This is a genomic window from Cupriavidus sp. 86D6, assembly GCF_057815095.1.
This window is the reverse complement of record NZ_JBYPSB010000001.1, coordinates 706,544-728,741: the sequence shown is the minus strand read 5'-3', so window position 1 is coordinate 728,741 and position 22,198 is coordinate 706,544. Positions and strand designations below refer to the sequence as shown.

At 64.7% G+C, this 22,198-nt stretch carries 20 protein-coding genes and 4 tRNA genes; 11 read left to right on the top strand and 13 right to left on the bottom strand.

Annotated features, from left to right (window positions below):
* Positions 1–96 precede the first annotated feature (96 nt).
* Positions 97–2,079 carry an acetate--CoA ligase gene (acs, locus tag AC3G88_RS03380; protein WP_488770449.1) on the bottom strand — a complete coding sequence of 661 codons (1,983 nt, stop codon included), beginning with the start codon at positions 2,077–2,079 and terminating at the stop codon, positions 97–99.
* Positions 2,080–2,456: 377 nt separating this feature from the next.
* Between acs and AC3G88_RS03375 the strand changes: the two genes are divergently transcribed.
* The 3 genes from AC3G88_RS03375 to murI all read left to right on the top strand — a co-directional run bounded on the left by AC3G88_RS03375 (position 2,457) and on the right by murI (position 5,609).
* On the top strand, positions 2,457–3,044 hold the full coding sequence (locus AC3G88_RS03375; protein WP_488893109.1) for a TIGR00645 family protein: 588 nt from the start codon (positions 2,457–2,459) through the stop codon (positions 3,042–3,044).
* A 143-nt stretch (positions 3,045–3,187) separates the two neighbouring features.
* On the top strand, positions 3,188–4,711 hold the full coding sequence (locus tag AC3G88_RS03370; protein ID WP_153945398.1) for a fumarate hydratase: 1,524 nt from the start codon (positions 3,188–3,190) through the stop codon (positions 4,709–4,711).
* A gap of 73 nt (positions 4,712–4,784) precedes the next feature.
* Positions 4,785–5,609 carry a glutamate racemase gene (gene murI, locus AC3G88_RS03365; RefSeq protein WP_488770451.1) on the top strand — a complete coding sequence of 275 codons (825 nt, stop codon included), beginning with the start codon at positions 4,785–4,787 and terminating at the stop codon, positions 5,607–5,609.
* On the opposite strand, the gene AC3G88_RS03360 is transcribed toward murI, so the two are convergent.
* The gene (locus AC3G88_RS03360; protein ID WP_488770452.1) at positions 5,603–7,918 is read right to left on the bottom strand and encodes an AAA family ATPase; all 2,316 of its coding nucleotides are present in this window, start codon (positions 7,916–7,918) and stop codon (positions 5,603–5,605) included. The two genes, murI and AC3G88_RS03360, sit on opposite strands and share 7 nt — an antisense overlap.
* Positions 7,919–8,373: 455 nt before the next feature.
* Here AC3G88_RS03360 and AC3G88_RS03355 point away from each other — a divergent pair, with 455 nt between their 5' ends.
* From AC3G88_RS03355 to AC3G88_RS03340, 4 genes are all read left to right on the top strand, one after another.
* Positions 8,374–9,030 carry an energy transducer TonB gene (locus AC3G88_RS03355; RefSeq protein ID WP_488770453.1) on the top strand — a complete coding sequence of 219 codons (657 nt, stop codon included), beginning with the start codon at positions 8,374–8,376 and terminating at the stop codon, positions 9,028–9,030.
* Between the two features lie 50 nt (positions 9,031–9,080).
* The gene (locus AC3G88_RS03350; protein ID WP_400396775.1) at positions 9,081–9,812 is read left to right on the top strand and encodes a MotA/TolQ/ExbB proton channel family protein; all 732 of its coding nucleotides are present in this window, start codon (positions 9,081–9,083) and stop codon (positions 9,810–9,812) included.
* 31 nt (positions 9,813–9,843) lie between these two features.
* Entirely contained in the window at positions 9,844–10,257 is a 414-nt protein-coding gene (locus tag AC3G88_RS03345; RefSeq protein ID WP_153945402.1) for an ExbD/TolR family protein, read from the top strand.
* Positions 10,258–10,539: 282 nt separating this feature from the next.
* Positions 10,540–10,887 (top strand): hemin uptake protein HemP, encoded by a 348-nt coding sequence (locus tag AC3G88_RS03340; protein ID WP_488770454.1) that lies wholly within the window; start codon positions 10,540–10,542, stop codon positions 10,885–10,887.
* 242 nt (positions 10,888–11,129) lie between these two features.
* On the opposite strand, the gene AC3G88_RS03335 is transcribed toward AC3G88_RS03340, so the two are convergent.
* From AC3G88_RS03335 to AC3G88_RS03320, 4 genes are all read right to left on the bottom strand, one after another.
* Entirely contained in the window at positions 11,130–11,537 is a 408-nt protein-coding gene (locus AC3G88_RS03335) for a heme-binding protein (RefSeq protein WP_066730950.1), read from the bottom strand.
* Positions 11,538–11,751: 214 nt separating this feature from the next.
* Positions 11,752–12,018, bottom strand: a complete 267-nt coding sequence (locus AC3G88_RS03330; RefSeq protein ID WP_488770455.1) for a hypothetical protein — start codon at positions 12,016–12,018, stop codon at positions 11,752–11,754.
* 142 nt (positions 12,019–12,160) lie between these two features.
* On the bottom strand, positions 12,161–12,358 hold the full coding sequence (locus tag AC3G88_RS03325; RefSeq protein WP_488770456.1) for a hypothetical protein: 198 nt from the start codon (positions 12,356–12,358) through the stop codon (positions 12,161–12,163).
* Entirely contained in the window at positions 12,336–12,680 is a 345-nt protein-coding gene (locus tag AC3G88_RS03320) for a hypothetical protein (RefSeq protein ID WP_400397241.1), read from the bottom strand. Before AC3G88_RS03320 ends, AC3G88_RS03325 begins: the two co-directional genes overlap by 23 nt.
* Positions 12,681–12,861: 181 nt before the next feature.
* Here AC3G88_RS03320 and AC3G88_RS03315 point away from each other — a divergent pair.
* A tRNA-Leu gene (locus tag AC3G88_RS03315) sits at positions 12,862–12,948 on the top strand.
* Between the two features lie 42 nt (positions 12,949–12,990).
* Here the strand turns inward: AC3G88_RS03315 and AC3G88_RS03310 are convergent.
* Positions 12,991–14,082: a YeiH family protein gene (locus AC3G88_RS03310; RefSeq protein WP_488770457.1), complete on the bottom strand. Its 1,092-nt coding sequence runs from the start codon at positions 14,080–14,082 to the stop codon at positions 12,991–12,993.
* A gap of 104 nt (positions 14,083–14,186) precedes the next feature.
* On the opposite strand from AC3G88_RS03310, the gene AC3G88_RS03305 reads away from it, so the two are divergent.
* Positions 14,187–15,116, top strand: coding sequence for a LysR family transcriptional regulator (locus AC3G88_RS03305; protein ID WP_400396290.1), 930 nt, complete (start codon positions 14,187–14,189; stop codon positions 15,114–15,116).
* Here AC3G88_RS03305 and AC3G88_RS03300 read toward each other — a convergent pair.
* The 6 genes from AC3G88_RS03300 to uvrC all read right to left on the bottom strand — a co-directional run bounded on the left by AC3G88_RS03300 (position 15,104) and on the right by uvrC (position 20,162).
* Positions 15,104–16,348 carry a cation:proton antiporter domain-containing protein gene (locus AC3G88_RS03300; RefSeq protein ID WP_488770458.1) on the bottom strand — a complete coding sequence of 415 codons (1,245 nt, stop codon included), beginning with the start codon at positions 16,346–16,348 and terminating at the stop codon, positions 15,104–15,106. The genes AC3G88_RS03305 and AC3G88_RS03300 overlap by 13 nt on opposite strands.
* 388 nt (positions 16,349–16,736) lie before the next feature.
* Positions 16,737–16,810, bottom strand: a tRNA-Cys gene (locus AC3G88_RS03295).
* A gap of 113 nt (positions 16,811–16,923) precedes the next feature.
* Positions 16,924–16,999: transfer RNA gene (locus tag AC3G88_RS03290), tRNA-Gly, on the bottom strand.
* A gap of 91 nt (positions 17,000–17,090) precedes the next feature.
* Positions 17,091–17,166: transfer RNA gene (locus tag AC3G88_RS03285), tRNA-Gly, on the bottom strand.
* Between the two features lie 180 nt (positions 17,167–17,346).
* Positions 17,347–17,946 carry a CDP-diacylglycerol--glycerol-3-phosphate 3-phosphatidyltransferase gene (gene pgsA / locus AC3G88_RS03280; RefSeq protein WP_066730959.1) on the bottom strand — a complete coding sequence of 200 codons (600 nt, stop codon included), beginning with the start codon at positions 17,944–17,946 and terminating at the stop codon, positions 17,347–17,349.
* 137 nt (positions 17,947–18,083) lie between these two features.
* Positions 18,084–20,162 carry an excinuclease ABC subunit UvrC gene (gene uvrC, locus AC3G88_RS03275; protein WP_488893152.1) on the bottom strand — a complete coding sequence of 693 codons (2,079 nt, stop codon included), beginning with the start codon at positions 20,160–20,162 and terminating at the stop codon, positions 18,084–18,086.
* A gap of 178 nt (positions 20,163–20,340) precedes the next feature.
* On the opposite strand from uvrC, the gene earP reads away from it, so the two are divergent.
* Together earP and efp are read left to right on the top strand one after the other, a co-directional pair.
* A complete protein-coding gene (earP, locus tag AC3G88_RS03270; RefSeq protein WP_488893108.1) occupies positions 20,341–21,492 on the top strand; it encodes an elongation factor P maturation arginine rhamnosyltransferase EarP in 1,152 nt (383 codons plus the stop codon).
* Positions 21,493–21,625: 133 nt separating this feature from the next.
* Positions 21,626–22,186, top strand: a complete 561-nt coding sequence (efp, locus tag AC3G88_RS03265; protein WP_400393655.1) for an elongation factor P — start codon at positions 21,626–21,628, stop codon at positions 22,184–22,186.
* Positions 22,187–22,198 lie beyond the last annotated feature (12 nt).

The following is a 22,198-nucleotide window of genomic DNA, read 5'->3' as shown; positions in this document are numbered from 1 at the left end:
TCAGTGTGGGAAAAAAGCATTGTGCCCGCCCCGGGCGTCGCCGGGGCGGGCACAACGTGGGTCACGCAGCCGGATAGCGTGCATGAACCCGTGGCGTTACTGCGCCTGCTTCAGTTGATCCAGGATGGCCGGGTTTTCCAGCGTCGAGGTGTCCTGCGTGATTTCCTCGCCCTTGGCCAGCGACCGCAGCAGGCGTCGCATGATCTTGCCGGAGCGCGTCTTGGGCAGGTTGTCGCCAAAGCGGATGTCCTTGGGCTTGGCGATCGGGCCGATTTCCTTGCCGACCCAGTTGCGCAGTTCGGCGGCGATCTTCGTGGCTTCGTCGCCGGTCGGACGCGACCGCTTGAGCACCACGAACGCGCAGATGGCCTCGCCCGTGGTGTCGTCGGGGCGGCCCACCACGGCGGCCTCGGCCACGATCGGGTTCGACACCAGCGCCGATTCGATCTCCATCGTGCCCATGCGGTGCCCCGACACGTTCAGCACGTCGTCGATGCGGCCCATGATCGTGAAATAGCCGGTGTCCTTGTCGCGGATCGAGCCGTCGCCGGCCAGGTACAGCGTGCCGCCCAGTTCCTCGGGGAAGTAGCTCTTCTTGAAGCGTTCCGGATCGCCCCAGATCGTGCGGATCATCGACGGCCACGGACGCTTGATCACCAGGATGCCACCGCTGCCGTTCGGCACGTCCTGGCCCGTTTCATCGACGATGGCCGCCATGATGCCCGGCAGCGGCAGCGTGCACGAACCCGGCACCAGCGGCGTGGCCCCCGGCAGCGGCGTGATCACGTGGCCGCCGGTTTCGGTCTGCCAGAACGTGTCGACGATCGGGCAGCGTTCCTGGCCGATATTCTTGTAGTACCACATCCACGCCTCGGGATTGATCGGCTCGCCAACGGTGCCGAGCAGGCGCAGGCTCGACAGGTCGTACTGCTTCGGGTGGATCTTCTCGTCGGCCTCGGCCGCCTTGATCAGTGAACGGATCGCGGTGGGCGCCGTGTAGAAGATGCTGACCTTGTGGCGCTGGATCATCTCCCAGAAACGCCCGGCGTTGGGGAAGGTCGGCACGCCTTCGAACACCACCTGCGTGGCGCCCGCGGCCAGCGGGCCGTAGGCAATATAGGTATGGCCGGTGACCCAGCCGATATCGGCGGTACACCAGAACATGTCTTCGGGCTTGACGTCGAAGGTCCAGCGCATCGTCATCAGCGCCCACAGCAGGTAGCCGCCGGTGCTGTGCTGCACGCCCTTGGGCTTGCCGGTGGAGCCCGACGTATAGAGCACGAACAGCGGATGCTCGGCGCTGACCGGCTCGGCTTCGCAGTGATCGGGCTGGCCGGCCGACACGTCTTCCATATAGCGGTCGCGGCCTTCGGTCCAGGCCACCTTGCCGCCGGTGCGGCGATAGACCACCACGTGCTTGACCGCTTCGCAGCCGCCCAGCGCCAGCGCCTCGTCGGCAATCGCCTTGAGCGGCAGCGCCTTGCCGCCGCGCATCTGTTCGTCGGCGGTGATCAGCGCGACGGCGCCCACGTCCACCAGGCGTTCCTGCAGCGACTTGGCCGAGAAACCGCCGAACACCACCGAATGCGTCGCGCCGATGCGCGCGCAGGCCTGCATGGCCACCACGCCTTCCACCGACATGGGCATGTAGATGACCACGCGGTCACCCTTCTTGATGCCCAGCGCCTTCAGGCCGTTCGCGAAGCGGCTGACCTTCGCCAGCAGTTCCTTGTAGCTGACGCGCGCGACGGCGCCGTCGTCCGCTTCGAAGACGATGGCGGTCTTGTCGCCATTGCCCTTCTCGATATTGCGCTCGAGGCAGTTGTACGATGCATTGAGCTGGCCGTCCTCGAACCACTTGTAGAACGGCGCATGGCTTTCGTCCAGCACCTTGGTGAACGGCTTGTGCCAGTGCAGCAGTTCGCGGGCGTGGCGCGCCCAGAAGCCTTCGTAGTCGCGCTCCGCCTCGGCGCACAGGGCGTTGTACGCCTCCATGCTCGGAATCGCGGCGTTCTTCGCGAACGACTCCGGGGGATTGAAAACGCGATGCTCCTGCATTACCGACTCGATGGCGGACATGGGTTGTCTCCTGGTTTGGCTTTGACTGCTTTGGGTGCAAGGTACGCCCGGCGCCTTACTTAAACCTGACTTTCCGCTGTGGGCGATGCTGCGATGCAGCAGCTCTGGCAAGGCACGGCACGGGAGACTTGGGGGCACAAGTGCAGTCGGCTCTACTAAGTTAGCACAGCTATATGGCGCCGGACCCAAATACCTGAACGCCGCGCCTACCCTTTCGATCGGCTTGCAGGTCTTGCCGTCGCGCCTGGGGCCGTGGCCAGCCCCGAGGCACTAACGAATCGTTACCCGGCCGCGCTGTCAGGCGTCATGGGCTGCACGGTACAATCGACCCCCGTTTCGATTGTCTGCTGACATTGACATCTTCTTCCGGCATCGCCATGGCTCAAGACACCCCGCTACACCCCGCTCCGCTTCGTCCGCTTCGTCCGATTCCCCGCATCATCTTTGCCTCGCGCTGGCTGCAGCTGCCGCTGTACCTCGGCCTGATCGTCGCGCAGGGGGTCTACGTCTACCACTTCCTGGCCGAGGTCTGGCACCTGCTGGCACACGTCACCACCTATGACGAAACCAAGATCATGCTGGTGGTGCTGGGCCTGATCGACGTGGTGATGATCTCGAACCTGCTGATCATGGTGATCGTGGGCGGCTACGAGACCTTCGTGTCGCGCCTGGGCATCGACAATCATCCGGACGAGCCCGAATGGCTGGACCACGTCAACGCCGGCGTATTGAAGGTCAAGCTGTCCATGGCGCTGATCGGCATCTCGTCGATCCACCTGCTGAAGACCTTTATCGACGCCGAGCAGCGCAGCACACACACGATCATGTGGCAGGTCATCATCCACGTGGCGTTCCTGGCATCCGCGCTCGCGATGGCCTGGGTGGACCGCATGGTGTCGCATCCGCATCCGGCCGCCGGCCATGGCGCCGCCGGCACGGATGGTGCGCCGCAACAGGCACACTAGACGCCGCTCCCCGCCGAGGTGATTCATTCGCCTCGCAGCAATACCCGACCAAAGGTGTCGACGGCTGTATGCAACCCGGACAGCCGTCGCCGCCACGGTGTATCATCCCGGGCTGTGTTTCACCGCTGCCCTCCCCCCACAAAATGACAGTCATCAAGCAAGAAGACCTCATCCAGAGCGTCGCCGACTCGCTGCAGTACATCAGCTACTACCACCCGATGGACTACATCACCAGCCTGGGCCGCGCCTATGAGCTGGAACAGAGTCCGGCCGCCAAGGACGCGATTGCCCAGATCCTGACCAACAGCCGCATGTGCGCCGAAGGCAAGCGCCCGCTGTGCCAGGACACCGGCATCGTGACGATCTTCGTCAAAGTGGGGATGGACGTGCGCTGGGATGGCGCCACCATGGGCCTGACCGAGATGATCAACGAAGGCGTGCGCCGCGGTTACACGCACCCGGACAACGTGCTGCGTGCGTCGATCGTCAGCCCGCCCGAAGGCGCCCGCAAGAACACCAAGGACAACACCCCGGCCGTGATCCACTATGAAGTGGTGCCGGGCAATACCGTCGATATCCAGGTCGCCGCCAAGGGCGGTGGCTCGGAAAACAAGTCGAAGTTCGTCATGCTGAACCCGTCCGACTCGATCGTGGACTGGGTGCTGAAGACCGTGCCGACGATGGGCGCCGGCTGGTGCCCGCCGGGCATGCTCGGCATCGGCATCGGCGGCACTGCCGAGAAGGCGATGGTGATGGCCAAGGAATCGCTGATGGAATCCATCGACATCCAGGACATCATCGCCCGCGGTCCGAAGGACTGGATCGAGGAAATGCGCGTCGAGCTGTACGAGAAGGTCAACGCGCTGGGCATCGGCGCACAGGGTCTCGGTGGCCTGGCCACTGTGCTGGACGTCAAGATCATGGCATCGCCGACGCACGCGGCATCGAAGCCGGTGGCCATGATCCCGAACTGCGCGGCCACCCGCCACGTGCACTTCACGCTGGACGGCAGCGGCCCGGCCAGGCTGGAAGCCCCCGACCTGTCGGCCTGGCCGCAGGTGGAGTGGGCACCGAATACCGAAACGTCGAAGCGCGTCGACCTGAACACGCTGACGCCGGAAGAAGTGGCTTCGTGGAAGCCGGGTCAGACGCTGCTGCTGAACGGCAAGATGCTGACCGGCCGCGACGCCGCGCACAAGCGCATCGCCGACATGCTGGCCAAGGGCGAGAAGCTGCCGCTGGACTTCACGAACCGCGTGATCTACTACGTGGGCCCCGTGGACCCGGTGCGTGACGAAGTGGTTGGCCCGGCCGGCCCGACGACGGCCACCCGCATGGACAAGTTCACCGAGACCATGCTGTCGCAGACCGGCCTGATCGCCATGATCGGCAAGGCCGAGCGCGGCCCGGTGGCGATCGAATCGATCCAGAAGCACAAGTCGGCCTACCTGATGGCCGTGGGCGGTGCCGCCTACCTGGTATCGAAGGCGATCCGCGGCGCGAAGGTGCTGGCCTTCGAAGACCTGGGCATGGAAGCGATCTACGAGTTCGACGTCAAGGACATGCCGGTGACGGTGGCCGTGGACAGCTCGGGCACGTCGGTCCACAAGACCGGCCCCGCCGAATGGCAGGCCAAGATCGGCAAGATTCCGGTCGCAGCGGCCTGATTTCCAGACTGGTCAATTGCAGTGCAAAGCCGGACAATTGCTGTCCGGCTTTTTTCATTCCCGAGTCAAAGGCGTGAACCCCTCCCCCATCGGCATCTTCGATTCCGGCCTTGGCGGCTTGTCCGTCCTGCGCGAAGTGCGCGCCATGCTGCCGCACGAGTCGCTGATCTACTTCGCCGATTCGCGCTACGCGCCGTACGGCGACAAGCCCGAACGATTTGTCGAAGCCCGCACGCTGCAGGTCTGTCAGTGGCTGGTGGCACAGGGCTGCAAGGCGCTGGTGATCGCCTGCAACACGGCGACCATGCATGCCGTGCAGACGCTGCGCGAGCGCCTGGACGTGCCCATCATCGGCGTGGAACCGGGGCTCAAACCCGCGGCGTCGCTGAGCCAAAGCAAGGTGGTGGGCGTACTGGCCACCGCCAATACGCTCAAGAGCGCCAAGTTCAACCGCCTGCTGACGTCGCTGGCGCACGACAGCCAGTACCTGTGCGCGGCCGGCCATGGGCTGGTCTCGCTGATCGAACAGGGCGACGTATCGGGCCCGGCGATTCGCGAGAAGCTCGACACGTACCTGCGGCCCATGCTGGACGCCGGCGCCGACACCCTGGTACTGGGCTGCACGCACTACCCTTTCCTGTCGGAAACGATTCGCGAGATGGTGGGCAATCGCCTGGCGCTGATCGATACCGGCACGGCCATCGCGCGCCAGCTGGCCCGCAAGCTGGCCGAGTTCGGCCTGGCGGCCTGCCCCGACGCGACGCCGGCCATACGCTACCTGTCGACCAAGGACGCCGCGCACTTGCGCGAAATGGCGTGGGCGCTGCTCAACGTGGAAGCCAGCGCCGAGACCGTGGCCATCGAACCGGCGCCCGCCATCGACCCCTCGGGCTACTGAATGAAGCCTACCGGCTTGTGATGCCGCACCTCGGGCTTCACGGAGTGCTCCTGGCGCAGCTGGGCCAGGAATTCGTCGGCCGTCAGCGCCTCGCCCAGCACCACTGACTGGCGCTTCACCGTCGCAAAATCGCCAGGCGTCAGGCAATCCATGCTGTCGAGATCGCGGCGGATGGCGTCGGTCATGCGCGCGGCATCGCCATCGAGAGCCTCGTCGACAAACATCGCCTCGCGCTGCGCGGGCTTGAGCGGCAGAAAGCGGATCTTGAACGAGAAGCGCCGCAGCGCGGCCTCGTCGATACGGTCGAACAGGTTCGTGGTGCAGACGAAGATACCGTTGAAGCGCTCCATGCCCTGCAACATCTCGTTGACCTCGGACACCTCGTAGTTGCGCACCGCCTGCTGGCGGCTCTGCATGAAGCTGTCGGCCTCGTCGAGCAGCAACACCGCGCCGTCTTCCTCGGCGCGCGCAAACATGGCGGCGATCTGCTGCTCGGTCTCGCCCACATACTTGCTCATCAGGTCCGAGGCACGCCGGATCATCAGCGGCAGGTCCAGCGCCGCCGCGATGTGTTCGGCCAGCGCCGTCTTGCCGGTACCGGGCGGCCCGTAGAAGCACAGCGTGCCGCGCCGGCGCGCCCCCAGCGCCTGCACGATCTTCTCCACGGCGTAGCGCGTTTCCAGGTTCAGGTTGTCCAGCCGGTAGTGGGTCACTACCGGGCGCGCCTCGGCCTCGGGGCGCAGGCCCATCGCGCGGTCGGCATGCTCGAGCTGGCGCAGGATCAGCGCCTCGACGGGTTCATCGACATCGGGCCGCGCCAGTTCGACGAACCGTGCGGCGGACTGCACCTGCGCCGGCGTCAGCGTCTTGCGCGCCGCCAGGGTCGCCACGAAGGCATCGCTGACCGCCAGGTTGCCAAGGTGCTTGCGAATAATGTTCTCGCGTACCTGGGGTGGCGGAATCTTTAATTCGAGATGGAACTGGAAGCGCCGCAGATAGGCCGGGTCGATCTGCCGGATCGAATTGGAAATCCAGATCACCGGCACCGGGTTCTGCTCCAGCGTCTGGTTGACCCACGCCTTGCCGTTGACGGACGCGCGCGTGTCCTCCTGGCCGAACAGGCTCATCAGTTCGCGCGCACTGCCCGGGAACACATCCTCGACCTCGTCGAACAGCAGTGCCGTGCGCGGACGCCCCCTCAGAAAGGCCTGCGACACCTGCAACGACCGGTATCGATCCTTGCCCGACAGGCTGTTGCCATCGCGGTCGAAGCAGTCCACCTCGTAGAGTTCGCAACCGGCCTCGCGCGCCACCAGCCGTGCGAATTCGGTCTTGCCCGTGCCAGGCGGGCCATAGATCAGCACGTTGACGCCGCTGGCATTCTGGCGCGTGGCATTGCCGAGCAAGGCGGTCAGATACCGGGCATCGGTCTCGACGTGCGGATAGTCGGTGGTGCCCAGCGTGGGCGGCGCCGCGGGCCGCGTGAAGACCGCCATCATCTCGGCTTCGCTCGCGTAGTTGCCCAGCAGCACGTGCAGCAGGCGGTCGGACAGGCGCATCAGATCGCCAAGATCGGTCACGCTGTTTTCCGGCAGCGGCTGTTCGATCAGGTTCAGCGTCTCCAGCCGTGACCCCGGCCGCAGCGACGACGCGATATCGGCCGGGCTGGCCGCGGTCAGGCCACCAAGGATCTGGAACGCTTCCTGGCTGTGGGCCACCTTGCAGTCGACCATCACCGCGCGCAGGTCGCGCTTGTACTTGGCCAGCGCCGCGTAGAGCAGCAGCTTGCGCTCGTGGTCGGGCAGGTTCAGCACGTGGCTGAGCATGTCGATATTGCGCACCAGCAGCACGCGCTCGCCATCGAGCCGCGACGCAATCGCGGCCGACGACGCGGCGAAGACCGCGAACATGTCCTTGGCGTGGTGCTTGACGTATTCGTCCAGATAGTAAAACAGCGCGCTTTCGTCGAAAGCACTGTTCCACTGGCCGTGGCGTTCCAGGAATTCCTCGGGCGACAGGCGCGAGGCGCCTTTCCACGCAGGCATGTCGGCGCAACGCGCGGACAGGAAGCGTTGCACGCGCAGCACCACGCCGTACGGCCACACCATTTCCTGCGCGCTGACGGTCAGCACGTCATTGATATTGCTGCGCAGATTGAAACGCGGCCCAAGCGCGCAGACCACGCGCAGCGCAAACTGGGCGCACATCCAGTCGAGCGCCGAAGTGCCCACCGTGCCGGACGACGCGCGCAACAACGTGCTGCGGTCGTCCATCGTGCGGTCGTCTTCAGCAAAACGGGTGAAATCCATGGCTGGTTCCCTTCGCACGGGGCGCGGGGCGTCCGGACCGCGGGGAACGCCTGGCCTGTGCCGTGTCTGCCGCTAACTGGGGATTTCTAATAATCGTAGCGCGGATTTCCGCGGGTGGGGCATCGGCGGCATGCCGGGCGCGCGACCTGCCCCACGTAACGCCAGATCGACATGCCGCCCGGCATTGCTGCGGCGTCCGCCATGAAGCGGCCGCAGAATTACGTCACGCATTGCACAATGCGCAACAAATAAGAATCATTATCGTTTATACTATCTCGCTGATACGCTACCCAAGAGTGGCGCTCCCCCTGTAACCGGTTACTAGACAGCTGTGTTTCTCTGGAGCGTTATCATCATGGAATTGCTATTGAGCCTGCTGGTCGGATGTGGAATCTCGCTGATCCTGTTCTACCGCAAGTGATTGTGCCGCCAGGCGGACACCTGTCGTTCCTCTCATGTTCGATCAACGATTTTTAAAGATCACCGTTGCGGTCCTGCTGTTCCATGTGGGGCTGCTGTATTTGATCCAGAGCGGGCTGGCCCGCAAGATGACGGAGGCCGTCATCGCCCCGGAGATCATCGCCCGCATCATCCCGATGGAGCAGCCGAAGCCCGAGCCGCCCGCTCCCGAACCTCCCAAGGCACAACCTACGCCGCCAAAACAGGTCAAAGTGGTAACACCGCGTCCGACGCCGCCCAAGCCGCAGCCGACGCCGACCCCGGTCGCCAATCTGCCGCCGACGCCGAACGCCATCGAGGCGCCGCCCGCGCCGCCTGCTCCGCCGGCACCTGAGCCGCCCGCGCCGCCGCCGGCTGCCACCAATGCCGCACCGCGTGCGGTCGGCATCGGCGAAATGGCGTGCTCGCAACCCGCGCCGGTGTATCCGCGCCAGTCGCAGCGCATGGGCGAGACCGGCGAGGCCGTGATCCGGTTGAATTTCGACGAGACCGGCAAGGTCGTGAAGGCCGTGGTGTCGAAGACCAGCGGGTCCGACCGCCTGGACGAAGCCGCGCTGACCGCCGCCAAGGCGATCCGCTGCAAGCCGTACATGGAGAACGGGCGCGCCATGGCCGCCACCGCGCAGCAACCGATCAAATTCGAACTGAACTGATTTCCCGGAATTTTCCGATACCCTAAACACTGACACTTTCAGGAACCACCATGCAGGACCTCGGACTCTCCCACCTCTGGTCGCAAGGCGATTTCGTCATGCGCGCGACCGCCATCATTCTGCTGATCATGTCGCTGCTGTCGTGGATCGTGATTCTCACCAAGGCGTGGGATCTGGTTCGCCTCAAGAAGATGGCGCAGGGCGCGGAAAAGCGCTTCTGGCACTCGGACGACTTCGACCACGCGCTCGACACCCTGGGTGCCAGCGACGCCAACCCGTTCCGCACGCTGGCCGTTACCGGGAAGGAAGCCGCCCAGCACCATCGCGCGAGCCAGCCGCAGCTGCATGACGCGCTGGACATCTCCGACTGGCTGACCCGCTCGCTCAAGAGCTCGATCGACGAAGCGGTTGCCCGCATGCAGTCGGGCCTGGCCGTGCTGGCCTCGGTGGGCTCCACGGCACCGTTCGTGGGACTGTTCGGCACCGTGTGGGGCATTTATCACGCGCTGATCGGCATCGGCGCCTCGGGCGTGCCGACCATCGACAAGGTCGCCGGCCCCGTGGGCGAGGCCCTGATCATGACGGCCTTCGGCCTGGCCGTGGCCATCCCCGCCGTGCTGGGCTACAACGCCCTGAGCCGTGGCAACAAGGGCGTGATCAGCAAGCTGAACCGTTTTGCGCACGACCTGCACGCCTACTTCGTGACCGGCGCCCGTGTGCGTCCGACCTCCGCCAACCGCGCTACCGACGATGCGTCGATGCGCCTGGCCGTCAAGAACTGAGCGCGATTTCTAGCGCCTGAAGGAAAGCATCATGGCATTCGGCACCCTCGACGGCGACGATGACGAGGTGATGAGCGAGATCAACATGACCCCGCTGGTGGACGTCATGCTGGTGCTCCTGATCATCTTCATCATCACGATTCCCGTCATCAACCATGCGGTCAAGATCGACTTGCCGCGTGCGACCAACCAGCCCAACGACGCCAAGCCGCAAAGCATCAACGTGTCCGTCGATGCCCAAGGCAAGGTGTTCTGGAACCAGGAAGAAGTCGATCAGGCGCAGTTGGAACAGCGCATTGCGAGCGCCGCGCAACTGCAGCCGCAGCCTGAGCTGCACCTGCGCGCCGACCGCGACGTGCGCTACGAGCGCGTGGCCGAAGTCATGGCCGCCGCGCAGCACGGCGGGCTGGGCAAGATCGGCTTTATCACCGAACCGAAGCACTGACCCGCCTTTGCGGGCGCTCTGGAGCCGCTTCGTTTTCGCCGCAAGGGCACCTTCGGGTGCCCTTTTGCATGGGGCGCCAAGCCCGCAACGCCCGCCTTGACGGTCCCGCCACCATCCCTCACAGCAACGATTGCGTCACAGATGTAACTTCATGCGAAGACGCTTGTAATGATAACGGTTCTCATTTAAGCTCTATTCATCGTGATTCGCAGCGTGCGGATCGAGCTGACAACCACCGTCCGTCTTGCAGACGGAACACCGGAACTTCGAACGGAGAAGACCATGAGCACCCTGAGCCTGCCGCTGTCGCAACCGCGTGAAGTCACGCGCCGCCGCCTCTCCCTGCGCCGCGTGGAGGTCGCCCAGCAGTCGCGCCGCGACACGGCCGCTGCGCCGTCAGGCACCTCGTCGACAGCCTCGTCGGCGCTGGAGTCGGTCAAGTCGGCCGTCGCCGCCCTGCCCGCCCGCCTGGAAGCACTGATGCGCCAGACGCCTGCCAGCAATACCGACACCCCTGCCGTGCCGCTCGAGGCGATCATGCAAGGCGCCACGACGCTGCCGATCCTGCATAACGGCGACGTTTATACGCTGCGCGTCACCCGCTACGGCAAGCTGATCCTGACCAAATAACGGGCAGACAGCAGCAGCACGGCAGCCGGATTTCTCTGTAACGACTTTTGTGGGGACCACCCGTCCAACGGGTGTTGGGCAGTAGCCAGACGATCGGACTTCCCTGCCAGGCAAACAATCCAGACCCTTTGCCTGAACGGCCGATGCCAGCCATGCCATCTTTTTATACCGCCCCGCAGGCATTGCGCCTGCGGGGCTTTTTGCTTCCGGTCAGCGCAGCGCCGCCGGGGAGCTACCAGGCATCAGATGCCCAGGGCGGCGATGCCGGCGCGCGCAATCTGCGCGTCTTCGGTCGACTTCACACCGGACACGCCGACGGCACCCACCACCTGGTTGTTCACGACGATGGGCACGCCGCCTTCCAGCATGCCTTGCAGCACGGGGGCCGTCATGAACGAGTAGCGGCCGTTGTTGATCATGTCTTCGTAGATCTTCGATTCGCGACGGCCCAGCGACGCCGTACGCGCCTTTTCCGTGGCGATGTAGGCCGAGATCGGCGCCACGCCGTCCAGGCGAATCGAGCCGAGCGGATGACCGCCGTCGTCGACGACCACAATCGTGACAGCCCAGTTGTTTGCCGTGGCTTCGGCCTCGGCGGCGACCAGCACCTTCTTCACGTCGTCAGCCGTCAGTACGGTCTTTTGCTGCATACCTCTCTCCATCGTTCAGGGTTGAGGCTGCAGTATATCGCGCCCCTCCCACGCGACATGACGTCATCCGCGCCGTCTCGAAGGCAAAACTGCTTCACCTTCGCAAGGCTTGACGGTCAGGTTGCCGCCGCTCCCACCCGGCGCGGAAAACGAAAAGGCCCGCGATATCTTCCCGATATCGCGGGCCCTGCTTGTCCGGGCGTCTGCCCCGCGGTCAGGCGCCGTCGCTGAACGCGTCGCGGCGGTCGGTTACCCGCGCGCCGTCCGAATACACATCGCGCGATCCGGTCACGCGCGCACCGTCCGTGTACACGTCGCGATTGCTGATGCGCGCGCCATCGGTATAGACGTCACGCGTATCCACCGCCCGTTGGCCGCCGCTGTAGATGTCGTATTTGACCGGTGCGGCGAAAACCGATGTCGAGAGCGCGACCAGCGCGCCAATCGCGGCAGCTGCCGCCAGACGTTTCCTGAGTGCCATGTGAATCCCCTTGTTCTGTTTGACGACGGGCGCCGCGCCATCAGCAGGTGGTCCCTGGGAGCGTTGCTGTGGAAGCGGCGTCACGTGAGCCAGTTTAGGTGGAAACCCCTAGCCGAATATCCAGATGGCTTGACCGTACGCATCAAAAACTTTGAGCGACGAAAATCGTCGGGAACCGACACGCGCAATCTTCCACCAAAGCGTTCCGGAAAAATCTGCCGCGATGATCGCCATCGATCGCCTCGGCAAAAGAAAAAGCCCCGAATCGGGGCTTTTCCTGACAAACAGCTTTCAATAGCTTCGGCAAGGCACACGGGTCAGTGGTGATGTCCGTGGCCATGACCGCCACCGTAGTAGCCGCGGCCGTGCCAGCCGGGGCCATAGTAATAACGCGGGCCACCATAGCCGTAATAGCGTGGCGCGCCATAGTAGACCGGGGCCGGACGCACCACGACAGGCGGCGGGCCGTAATAGACAGGCGCCGGCGCCACAACCACCGGCGGAGGCGGCGCGTAGTAGGCCGGGGCCGGCGCATAGTAGGCGGGACCACCCACAACAACGCCCGGAACACCGATCGCCACGTCGACGTTCACACGCGCCATTGCAGCGCCCGACGCCAGTGCGGCGGCCACACCGAATGCTGCGAACAACCAACGTTTCATGATCGTGCTCTCTGTGAGTTGGGACGAATCCCGATACTCGCTATTGTACGAGGTCACGAACTTGCAGGTGAAACGGCGGTAGCGACATTGTTACCGCCGGTAACAGCGGGATCACATCTCGGGGGTGACGTGTCCAGCTTGCTTCCTGTGGACTAAGCCACGACAATACCGGGCTTGCCGTGCGGCCGTGGAGAAATTGGTAGACTCAGCAGACTTAAAATCTGCCGCCTTTCCGGGCTTACGGGTTCGAGTCCCGTCGGCCGCACCAGCCTCTCCAGCTTTCCTCCAGGTGCTCGGCGCCCCTTGCCGTTCACACCAGCACCGCGCAAAGACCGGCGCCCACCACCATCAGGAAGATAAACAGCAGGCCAGCCAGTGCCAGCGGCTTGCGGCCAGCGCGCAGCAGGTCGCCAATCCGCGTATGCAGGCCGATGGCGAGCATCGCGCAGGCCAGCAGCCAGTTGTCCAGGGCCGTCAGCGCAGGCTTCCATTCGCCGGGCACGAGTGCCGCCGAGTTCAGCGCCATCACCGCGACAAAGCCGACCGCAAACCAGGGCACCGAGCGCAGCAGGCCTTTCAGGTTGCGCGCAGCACCCGATTCCTGCGACCAGCTCGTGCGCGGCCACAGGGCCATGACCAGCAGCAGCGGCCCCAGCGCCAGCACGCGGACCATCTTTGCCACCACGGCCGCGTCGGCCGTGGCATCGCTGACCATCTTGCCCGACGCGATCACCTGCGCCACTTCATGCAGCGTGGCACCAGTGAAGATACCGAAGGCGCGCTCGCTCACCGCCACGTTCCAGTGTTGCGTGGCCAGTTCGTACATCCACGGGTACAGCAGCATGCCGGCCGTACCGAACAGCACCACGGTCGCCACGGCGACAGCCGTCTGGCGATCGTCAGTGCGCACCACCGAAGACACCGCGATGGCGGCTGCGGCACCACAGACCGCACTGCCCGCGCTCACCAGGATGGCTTCGCGCCGGCTCAGGCCGAAGAACGACGAGCCCACCCACGTACCGAACAGCAGCGTGGCCACCAGCATCAGCAACGGCACCACGATGCCACCGACGCCCAGCGCCGCGATGGCACCAAACGTCAGGCGCAGGCCATACAGCGCCACCCCCAGACGAAGCATGTGATGACGCGCGAACTGCATGCCCGGGGCCAGCGGCGTCAGCCAGTGCCTGGGCATGGTGTTGGCCGCGATCATGCCGGCGAACATCGCCAGCGTCAGGGCCGACAAGCCATATTGCGAGATGGCCGGATGATCGGCCAGCACCTGGGCAAGCCAGGCAATCGCGCCCAGGGGCAGCAGCGTCAGGATGCGCTTGCGCCACAGCGTCAGCGTGGACGGGGCGATGGCAACAGAAATCGAATGGGGGGCAGGAGCCGTAGACATGGCAGCAAACAAGGGTCTTGTGCAATGCCTTGCAGCGTACGCATCGGTTGCTAACCAGTAAAACGGGTAATATCGTTATGCGTAACCGGATATATCGATAGAACATGGAACAGCGCCCGCTCCGCCTCACCCTGCGCCAGTTGCAGGTGTTTGTTGCCGTCGCCCAGCACGGCAGCACGATTGCGGCTTCGGATTCGCTGGCGATGTCGCAGTCCGCCGTCAGCGCGTCGCTGGCCGAACTCGAACGTGCGCTCAACGGTGCACTTTTCGACCGCGTGGCACGCCGGCTGGCCATCAACGAAGCCGGACGCCAGTTCTTTCCGCGCGCGCTGTCGCTGCTGGATCAGGCCCATGAACTGGAGCGATTTGCGTCCGAAGGGGGCGTGCAACTGCGCATCGCGGCCAGCAACACTATCGGCAGCTATATCCTGCCGGCGCTGCTGGCGGGCTTTCGCAACGCCCAGACCGGCCCTTGCGCCCTTGACCTGCGCATCGGCAACACCCATGACGTGCTGCAGGCGCTGGTGAAGTTCGAAGTCGATATCGGGCTGATCGAAGGCACCAGCCACGAGCGCGACCTGCGCAGCATGCACTGGTGCGACGATGAGATGGTGGTGGTAGCCGGTCCGTCGCATCCCCTGGCGACGGCCGCCGACCGCCCGGACACCCTGCACGACATGCTGCGCGAAGCCGACTGGATCGTACGCGAGCCCGGCTCGGGCACCCGCGAAATCATCGAAGCCCGTCTGGTGCCGGAACTCGGCGCGCTACGTTTCGCGCTGGAGCTTGGCAACGCGGAAGCCATCAAGCGCGCCGTCATGAGCGGCTTCGGCGTCAGCTGCCTGTCCCTTCACGTCGTTCGCGACGAAATCGAGCGTGGTCTGCTGGTGGCGCTGCGCAGCGGCCTGCCGCGTGTGATCCGGCCGCTTCAACTGGTCGTCCATCAGGACAAGTTTCCGACGCAGGGCCTGCTGGCCTTCACCGAATACCTGCGTGGGGCCGCGCCCGTGCTCCCATCCCCTCAGGCTGGCTGAGGATCGCGCTGCCTGTCGCCGTCCGCGCGCGCCATGTAGCGGTCAAGCAGATGGAACATGACGGGATTGAGCAGGATCGACAGCAGCGCGCCCGCAAGGATCAGCGCCTGGCCACGCTCGGGCAGGATATTGAGATAGACACCCAGGCTGGCCAGAATGAACGAGAACTCTCCGATCTGCGCCAGGCTTACGGCAATCGTCAGGCCGACGCGCGTATCGTGGCCGAACGCACGCACGATGCCTAGCGCGGCCAGTGACTTGCCCACCAGGATGATCAGCAGCGTCGCCAGCACGCCCCAGGGATCGTTCACCAGTACCATCGGATCGAACAGCATGCCCACCGAGACAAAGAACAGCACAGCAAAGGCGTCGCGCAGCGGCAGCGATTCTTCTGCCGCCCGATGGCTGAATTCCGATTCGGCCATCACCATGCCGGCAAAGAAGGCGCCGAGCGCAAACGAGACACCGAACAGCGAATAGGCGCCAAACGCCACGCCGAGCGCCACGGCCAGCACGCCCAGGCGGAACAGCTCCCGGCTGCCCGTCCACACGATGCGTTCGAGCATCCACGGGATAAAGCGCCGGCCGATGACCATCATCACGGCCACGAACGCCGCCACCTTGCCCAGGGTCGAGAAAATTTCGACCAGTACATCCATCGTGGTTGGCGCCGATGCTCCGGCGGCCTCGCCTTCCGCGCCACCACCGAGCAGTCCGGCCATGGCCGGCAGCAACACCAGCGTCAGCACCATTGCCAGGTCTTCCACGATCAGCCAGCCCACCGCGATGCGCCCCTGCTGCGATTCGATCAGATCACGCTCCTGCAGCGCGCGCAGCAGCACCACGGTACTGGCCACCGACAGGGCCAGCCCATAGACAAGGCCCTGGCCCCAGTGCCAGTCGAACCCCCAGGCGACCAGCATGCCCAGCGCCGTCGCAATGCCGATCTGGACGATCGCGCCAGGAATGGCGATCTTCTTCACGGCCAACAGGTCCTTGACCGAGAAATGCAGGCCCACGCCGAACATCAGCAGGATCACGCCCAGTTCCGCCAGTTCGGGCGCCAGCGCCTGGTCGGCCGTGTAGCCCGGCGTGTGCGGCCCCACCACGATGCCCGCGCACAGGTAGCCGATCAGCGGCGGCAGCCGGAACCTGTTGGCGATGGCGCCCAGAACGAACGCCAGCACGATACCGCCGACGATGGTGCTGATAAGCGGGGTGGCGTGATGCATGCGTCTGGGGTTCCTTTTCTGGTTGTCTCGATCATCGGGATGCACCACCGTCGCGCCAACGCGCCATCCCGCCGGCGCAGCATGCGCAGCGGCATGTCGCGGACAGGGGAGAACCTGGATCGTTGCTGGTGGTACGGGAAGAGCGGCCGCAGACCGCGGGTGCATCGCAATTTCGCCATGCGCCGCGGCGGGAGGGAGTGCATCGGAATACGACTACGCGAGGTGGCTTGCCACGCCAGGCGCCGTCCCGGATGCGTACGGCATGACGTAATGTAACACGCGAGCCACCCCGCTCAAGATGAGAGGAATCGCAAAAAACTGGGGAAGTTCGGCGAATGCCGGCGCTGAAAAACACAACGGCGCCACATGGGCGCCGTCGGCTTGCAACTGGAGGCGGAGGTCGGAATCGAACCGGCGTACACGGCTTTGCAGGCCGCTGCATAACCACTCTGCCACCCCGCCAGGTGACGATGCTGGATTGTATCCGGATTCGCCGCGAGCGTCGTGACTGCCGACACCGCGACGGGGATGCAACCCCGCTAAAGAAAAAGGGAAGCGTTGCTTCCCTTTGGGATTGGAGCGGGAGACGAGTCTCGAACTCGCGACCTCAACCTTGGCAAGGTTGCGCTCTACCAACTGAGCTACTCCCGCGTACAACCGTACAACTTTTACTGCCGTGGCAGCTTGCGCTGCCGTTCCGCCGACCTGACCAACATCGCCATGTCACCGGATGCCATTAACCTGGAGCGGGAGACGAGTCTCGAACTCGCGACCTCAACCTTGGCAAGGTTGCGCTCTACCAACTGAGCTACTCCCGCAGGGCCCTGCATCATACCGAAAAGCAGACTATCGCGCAACTTCTTTTAACTACGCAGCTTTATGCCGGCAATTCGCGCTAAGTACCGCTTATCTTGCTGCTTTCGTTTGCGTCGTCAGCAGCGAGAACGAGATTATTGCAAAGAGAGAACCGGCTCGTCAACAACTTTTTGCAGGGAATTTCATTTTTGTGTCCGCGCCCCGCTCAACGCATCGCTGCGCTCGCGGATCTGGGGCCACGCGAGCTTCATGTAGTAGATCATCGACCACAGCGTGAGCACAGCCGCCACGTAGATCATCAGCGTACCCAGCAGCGACGCATCCAGGCCGAACAGCGTGTCGTTGAACAGCAGCAGCGGGATGGCGATCATCTGCACGGTGGTCTTCAGCTTGCCCAGGAAGTTCACGGCCACGCTCTTCGACGCCCCGATCTGCGCCATCCATTCACGCAGGGCCGAAATCGTGATCTCGCGGCCGATGATGACCAGTGCGATCAGGTCGGCCACGCGGCCCAGGGCCAGCAGCGACAGCAGCGCCGCCGTGACCATCAGCTTGTCGGCCACCGGGTCCAGGAAGGCGCCGAAGGCCGAGGTCTGGTTCCAGCGCCGCGCCAGAAAGCCGTCCAGCCAGTCCGTGACCGCCGCGATGATGAAGAACGACGCCGCCGTCACGTTCTTGGTATGCATCGGCAGCCAGGCCTCGGGCAGGTAATAGACCCCGACGACAAGCGGGATCATGGCCACGCGAAGCCAGGTCAGCAGGATGGGAATATTCAGTGGCATGGACGGTGCGTTCGTGCGCCAGAATCTGGCTGGTCTGCGATGTGGTCGCCAAGGCGGATTGCGCGATTGTCGCCGATTTCGACCCCAACCCGCTAATTTCGGGCCGAAAGCCGCCCAATACCTGCCAGGGACGGGTCTCAGTGCAGTTGCCGGTAGATTTCCTCGGCCAGCGTGCGAGAAATGCCTTCCACGCTGGCAAGTTCGTCGATGCTGGCCGCCATTACGCCGCGCAGGCCGCCAAATCGCGTCAGCAGCTTCTGGCGGCGGCGTGCGCCCACGCCTTCGATCTCCTCGAGCCGCGACGTGGTGCGCGCCTTGGCCCGCTTGGCGCGCATGCCGGTGATTGCAAAGCGGTGCGCCTCGTCGCGGATCTGCGCCACCAGCATCAGGGCAGCGCTACCCTGCCCCAGTTCCAGCGACGGACGCCCGTCGGCAAATACCAGCGTCTCCAGCCCCACCTTGCGCCCTTCGCCCTTGGCCACCCCGACCAGCAGGCCAATATCGAGCCCCAGTTCCTCGAACACCTGCCGCGCCACCTCGACCTGGCCCTTGCCGCCATCAATCAGCACCACGCGCGGCATGCGGGGCACGCCCTTGGCGCCGGCGGCGTTCGGATCGCCGCCATCCTCCTGAATCTGCTCGACCAGCTTCTGGTAGCGGCGCGTCAGCACCTGACGCATGGCGGCGTAGTCGTCGCCGGGCGTGATATCGGTGATATTGAAGCGCCGGTACTCGCTGTTCTGCATCTCATGGTGATGAAACACCACGCACGACGCCTGTGTGGCCTCGCCTGCCGTGTGGCTGATATCGAAGCACTCGATACGCAGCATGGCCAGGCCCTCCATGTCCAGGCCGATGGTCTCGGCCAGCGCGCGCGTGCGGGCCTCCTGGCTGCCCTGCTCGGCCAGGCGCCTGGCCAGCGCCAGGCCCGCGCCCTGCGCAGCCATCTCCAGCCACACCTTGCGCTGCCCCTGGGGCTGCCGCACCAGCGCCACCTTGCGGCCGGCCTGCATCGACAGCGCCTCGACCACCGCGCCGTCGGCCGGCAGATGGCTGACCACGATGATCGGCGGGGGCGCCTGATCGAGATAGTGCTGGATCATGAAGGCGGACAGCACGCGCGCGGCAATGCGATCGACCGACAACGGGCCCGCGTCGGCCGCAGGCGCGGCTCCGGCTGCAGCCTCACCGGGGGGCGCCTCGGATGTTTCCGATGCCTCGCTGGTGTCGTCGCTCTCTTCGACGATCATTGCCGCTTCATCGGCATGGGCAGGGAAGTAGGCCTTGTCGCCCAGATGCCGTCCGCCGCGCACCATGGCCAGGTTCACGCACGCGCGGCCGCCCTGCACGGCCACGGCCAGCACGTCGATATCGCGCGCCTGGCCGACTTCTTCCACGGCTTGCCGCTTCAGTACCGTCGACAACGCGCCAATCTGGTCACGCACGGCGGCGGCCTGCTCGAACTGCAACTGCATCGCATGCGACTCCATCTTCTGCTGCAGACCCGCGAGCACCTCGGTCTCGCGGCCCTGCAGGAAGCTCGCGGCGTTGCCCACGTCCCGGGCATAGTCTTCCTGCGAAATCGCGTTCACACAGGGCGCGGTGCAACGATGGATCTGATGCAGCAGGCACGGCCGCGTGCGATTGTTGAACACCGTGTCCTCGCAGGTGCGCAACTGGAACACCTTCTGCAGGATCTGCATGCTCTCGCGCACGGCATGCGCACTCGGGAACGGACCGAAGTACTGGTGCTTGCGGTCGGTCGCGCCCCGGTAATACGCCATGCGCGGAAACTTGTGGCCGGTCAGCTTCAGGAACGGATACGACTTGTCGTCGCGAAACAGGATGTTGTAGCGCGGCGCCAGCGCCTTGATGAGATTGTTCTCAAGCAGCAGCGCCTCGGCTTCGGTCCGCACGACAGTCGTTTCGATTCGCGCGATCTTGCCCACCATCATGGCAATACGCGGCGACAACAGCGTCTTGTTGAAATAGCTCGATACGCGCTTCTTCAGGTCGCGCGCCTTGCCCACATAGAGCACATTGCCATCGGCATCGAAATATCGATAGACGCCGGGCAGCCCGGGCATCCGCGCCAGGATCGGACGCGGATCGAAGTCCGGCACATCGGGGGGCTCCGGAGCCTGCACCTCGGTCGGGGCGGCTTCGGATTCGGATATCACGGGGTCGGTCTGGGGGACGGGTTCCTGCTCGGGCATCGCGGGCGGATTGAACGAATAAGGGGCGCCATCGGTGCGCCATCCATGCGCCCACACGGGGCGCTGGCCTAGAATCGCAAGTTTAGAGCAATTCGTCCGGAAGACTTCGTGGCCGCCGGCCGCCCTCGCCGCGTCCTTCGTTGCGTCCTCGTCGTATCTTCGCCAAACCCTCCGCGTCATGCCTATCCGTTCCTGGGACATTTTCTGCACGATCATCGACAACTTCGGCGACATCGGCGTTTGCTGGCGGCTGGCGCGCCAGCTGGCACAGGAGCACGGCCATGCGGTCCGGCTCTGGGTGGATGACCTGGCCAGCTTTGCCCGGCTGGCACCGGAAATCGACCCGGCCGCCACGCATCAGCGCCTGGCCGGTGTGGAAGTGCGGCGCTGGGCGCCGCAGCCGGACGCCCCGTTCGATGCCCCCGCGCCGCACGACGTGGTGATCGAGGCGTTCGCCTGCCATCTGCCCGAGTCGTTCCTGGCCGCCATGGCCGCCGCGCCGCGCAAGCCGGTCTGGATCAATCTGGAATACCTGAGCGCCGAGGACTGGGTCAGCGAGCACCACGCGATGGCGTCGCCCCATCCGCGCCTGCCGCTGACCAAATATTTCTTCTTTCCGGGCTTTGCGCGGGGTACGGGCGGCCTGTTGCGCGAATCGATGATCGGTGCTTCACGCGATGCCTTCCGCACCAGCCCGGCCGCGCAGGCCACGCTGTGGCACCGGCTCGGCGTGCAGCCCACGCCGGGGGCGCTGCGGGCCAGCCTGTTCGCCTATGAGAATCCGGCCATGCCCGCCCTGCTCGACCAATGGCGCGACGGTGCCACGCCGATCGAATGCTTCGTGCCCCAGGGGCTGGCCGCCACACAGATCGGCCAATGGCTGGGCGCGGCGGCGCCGCCGGGTACCACGCACCATCGCGGCAATCTTGTCGTCCATGGCATCCCGTTCGTGCGTCAGGAGCACTATGACGAACTGCTCTGGGCTTGCGACGTCAACTTCGTGCGCGGCGAGGATTCCTGCGTGCGCGCCCACTGGGCCGCCCGCCCGATGATCTGGCATATCTACCCGCAGGACGACCAAGCGCACCACATCAAGCTCGATGCCTGGCTGACCCGTTTTGCGCGGGCTGGGGTGGCGCCCGAGGCATCCGCCGCGCTGATCGCCTTCTCCCATGCGTGGAACGGCTACGGCACGGCGCCGGACTGGGCGGCGCTGCAGGCACATCTGCCCGCCCTGACCGCCGGCATGGACCGCTGGCAGCGGCAGTTGCAGCACTTGGGCGACCTCGCAGCGAATCTCGTGGCCTTTAGCGAAAATCAGGTAAAATAGCCGGTTGATTTTGATGGCGAGCCAAGTTTCAAGGCCCAAGAACAAACTGCCGGCTGCGCGCCTTCGCCATACCGAATTCCGGGTGCTCCCCCTACCTTGCGCCCGGACCATTTTTTTCAGGAAGACAGTTCAGATGAAAATCGCACAGGAACTCCGCGTCGGCAACGTGTTCATGATCGGTTCCGACCCGATGGTGGTTCAGAAGGCCGAGTACAACAAGTCGGGCCGTAACGCCGCTGTTGTCAAGATGAAGTACAAGAACCTGCTGACGGACGCCCCGGGCGAGTCGGTGTTCAAGGCCGACGACAAGTTCGAAGTGGTGGTGCTGGAGCGCCGCGAATGCACGTTCTCGTACTTCGCCGACCCGATGTACGTGTTCATGGATGGCGACTTCAACCAGTACGAAGTCGAGAAGGACAGCATGGGCGACGCGCTGAACTACCTCGAAGACGGCATGGCCGTTGAAGTGGTGTTCTACAACGACAAGGCAATCTCGGTGGAAATGCCGACGACGCTGGTCCGCGAGATCATCTACACGGAACCGGCCGTCAAGGGCGACACCTCGTCGGGCAAGGTGCTCAAGGGTGCCAAGATCAACACCGGCTTCGAACTGCAAGTGCCGCTGTTCTGCAACATCGGCGACAAGATCGAAATCGACACGCGTACCGGCGAATACCGCAGCCGCGCCAACTAAGCTTCACGGCGC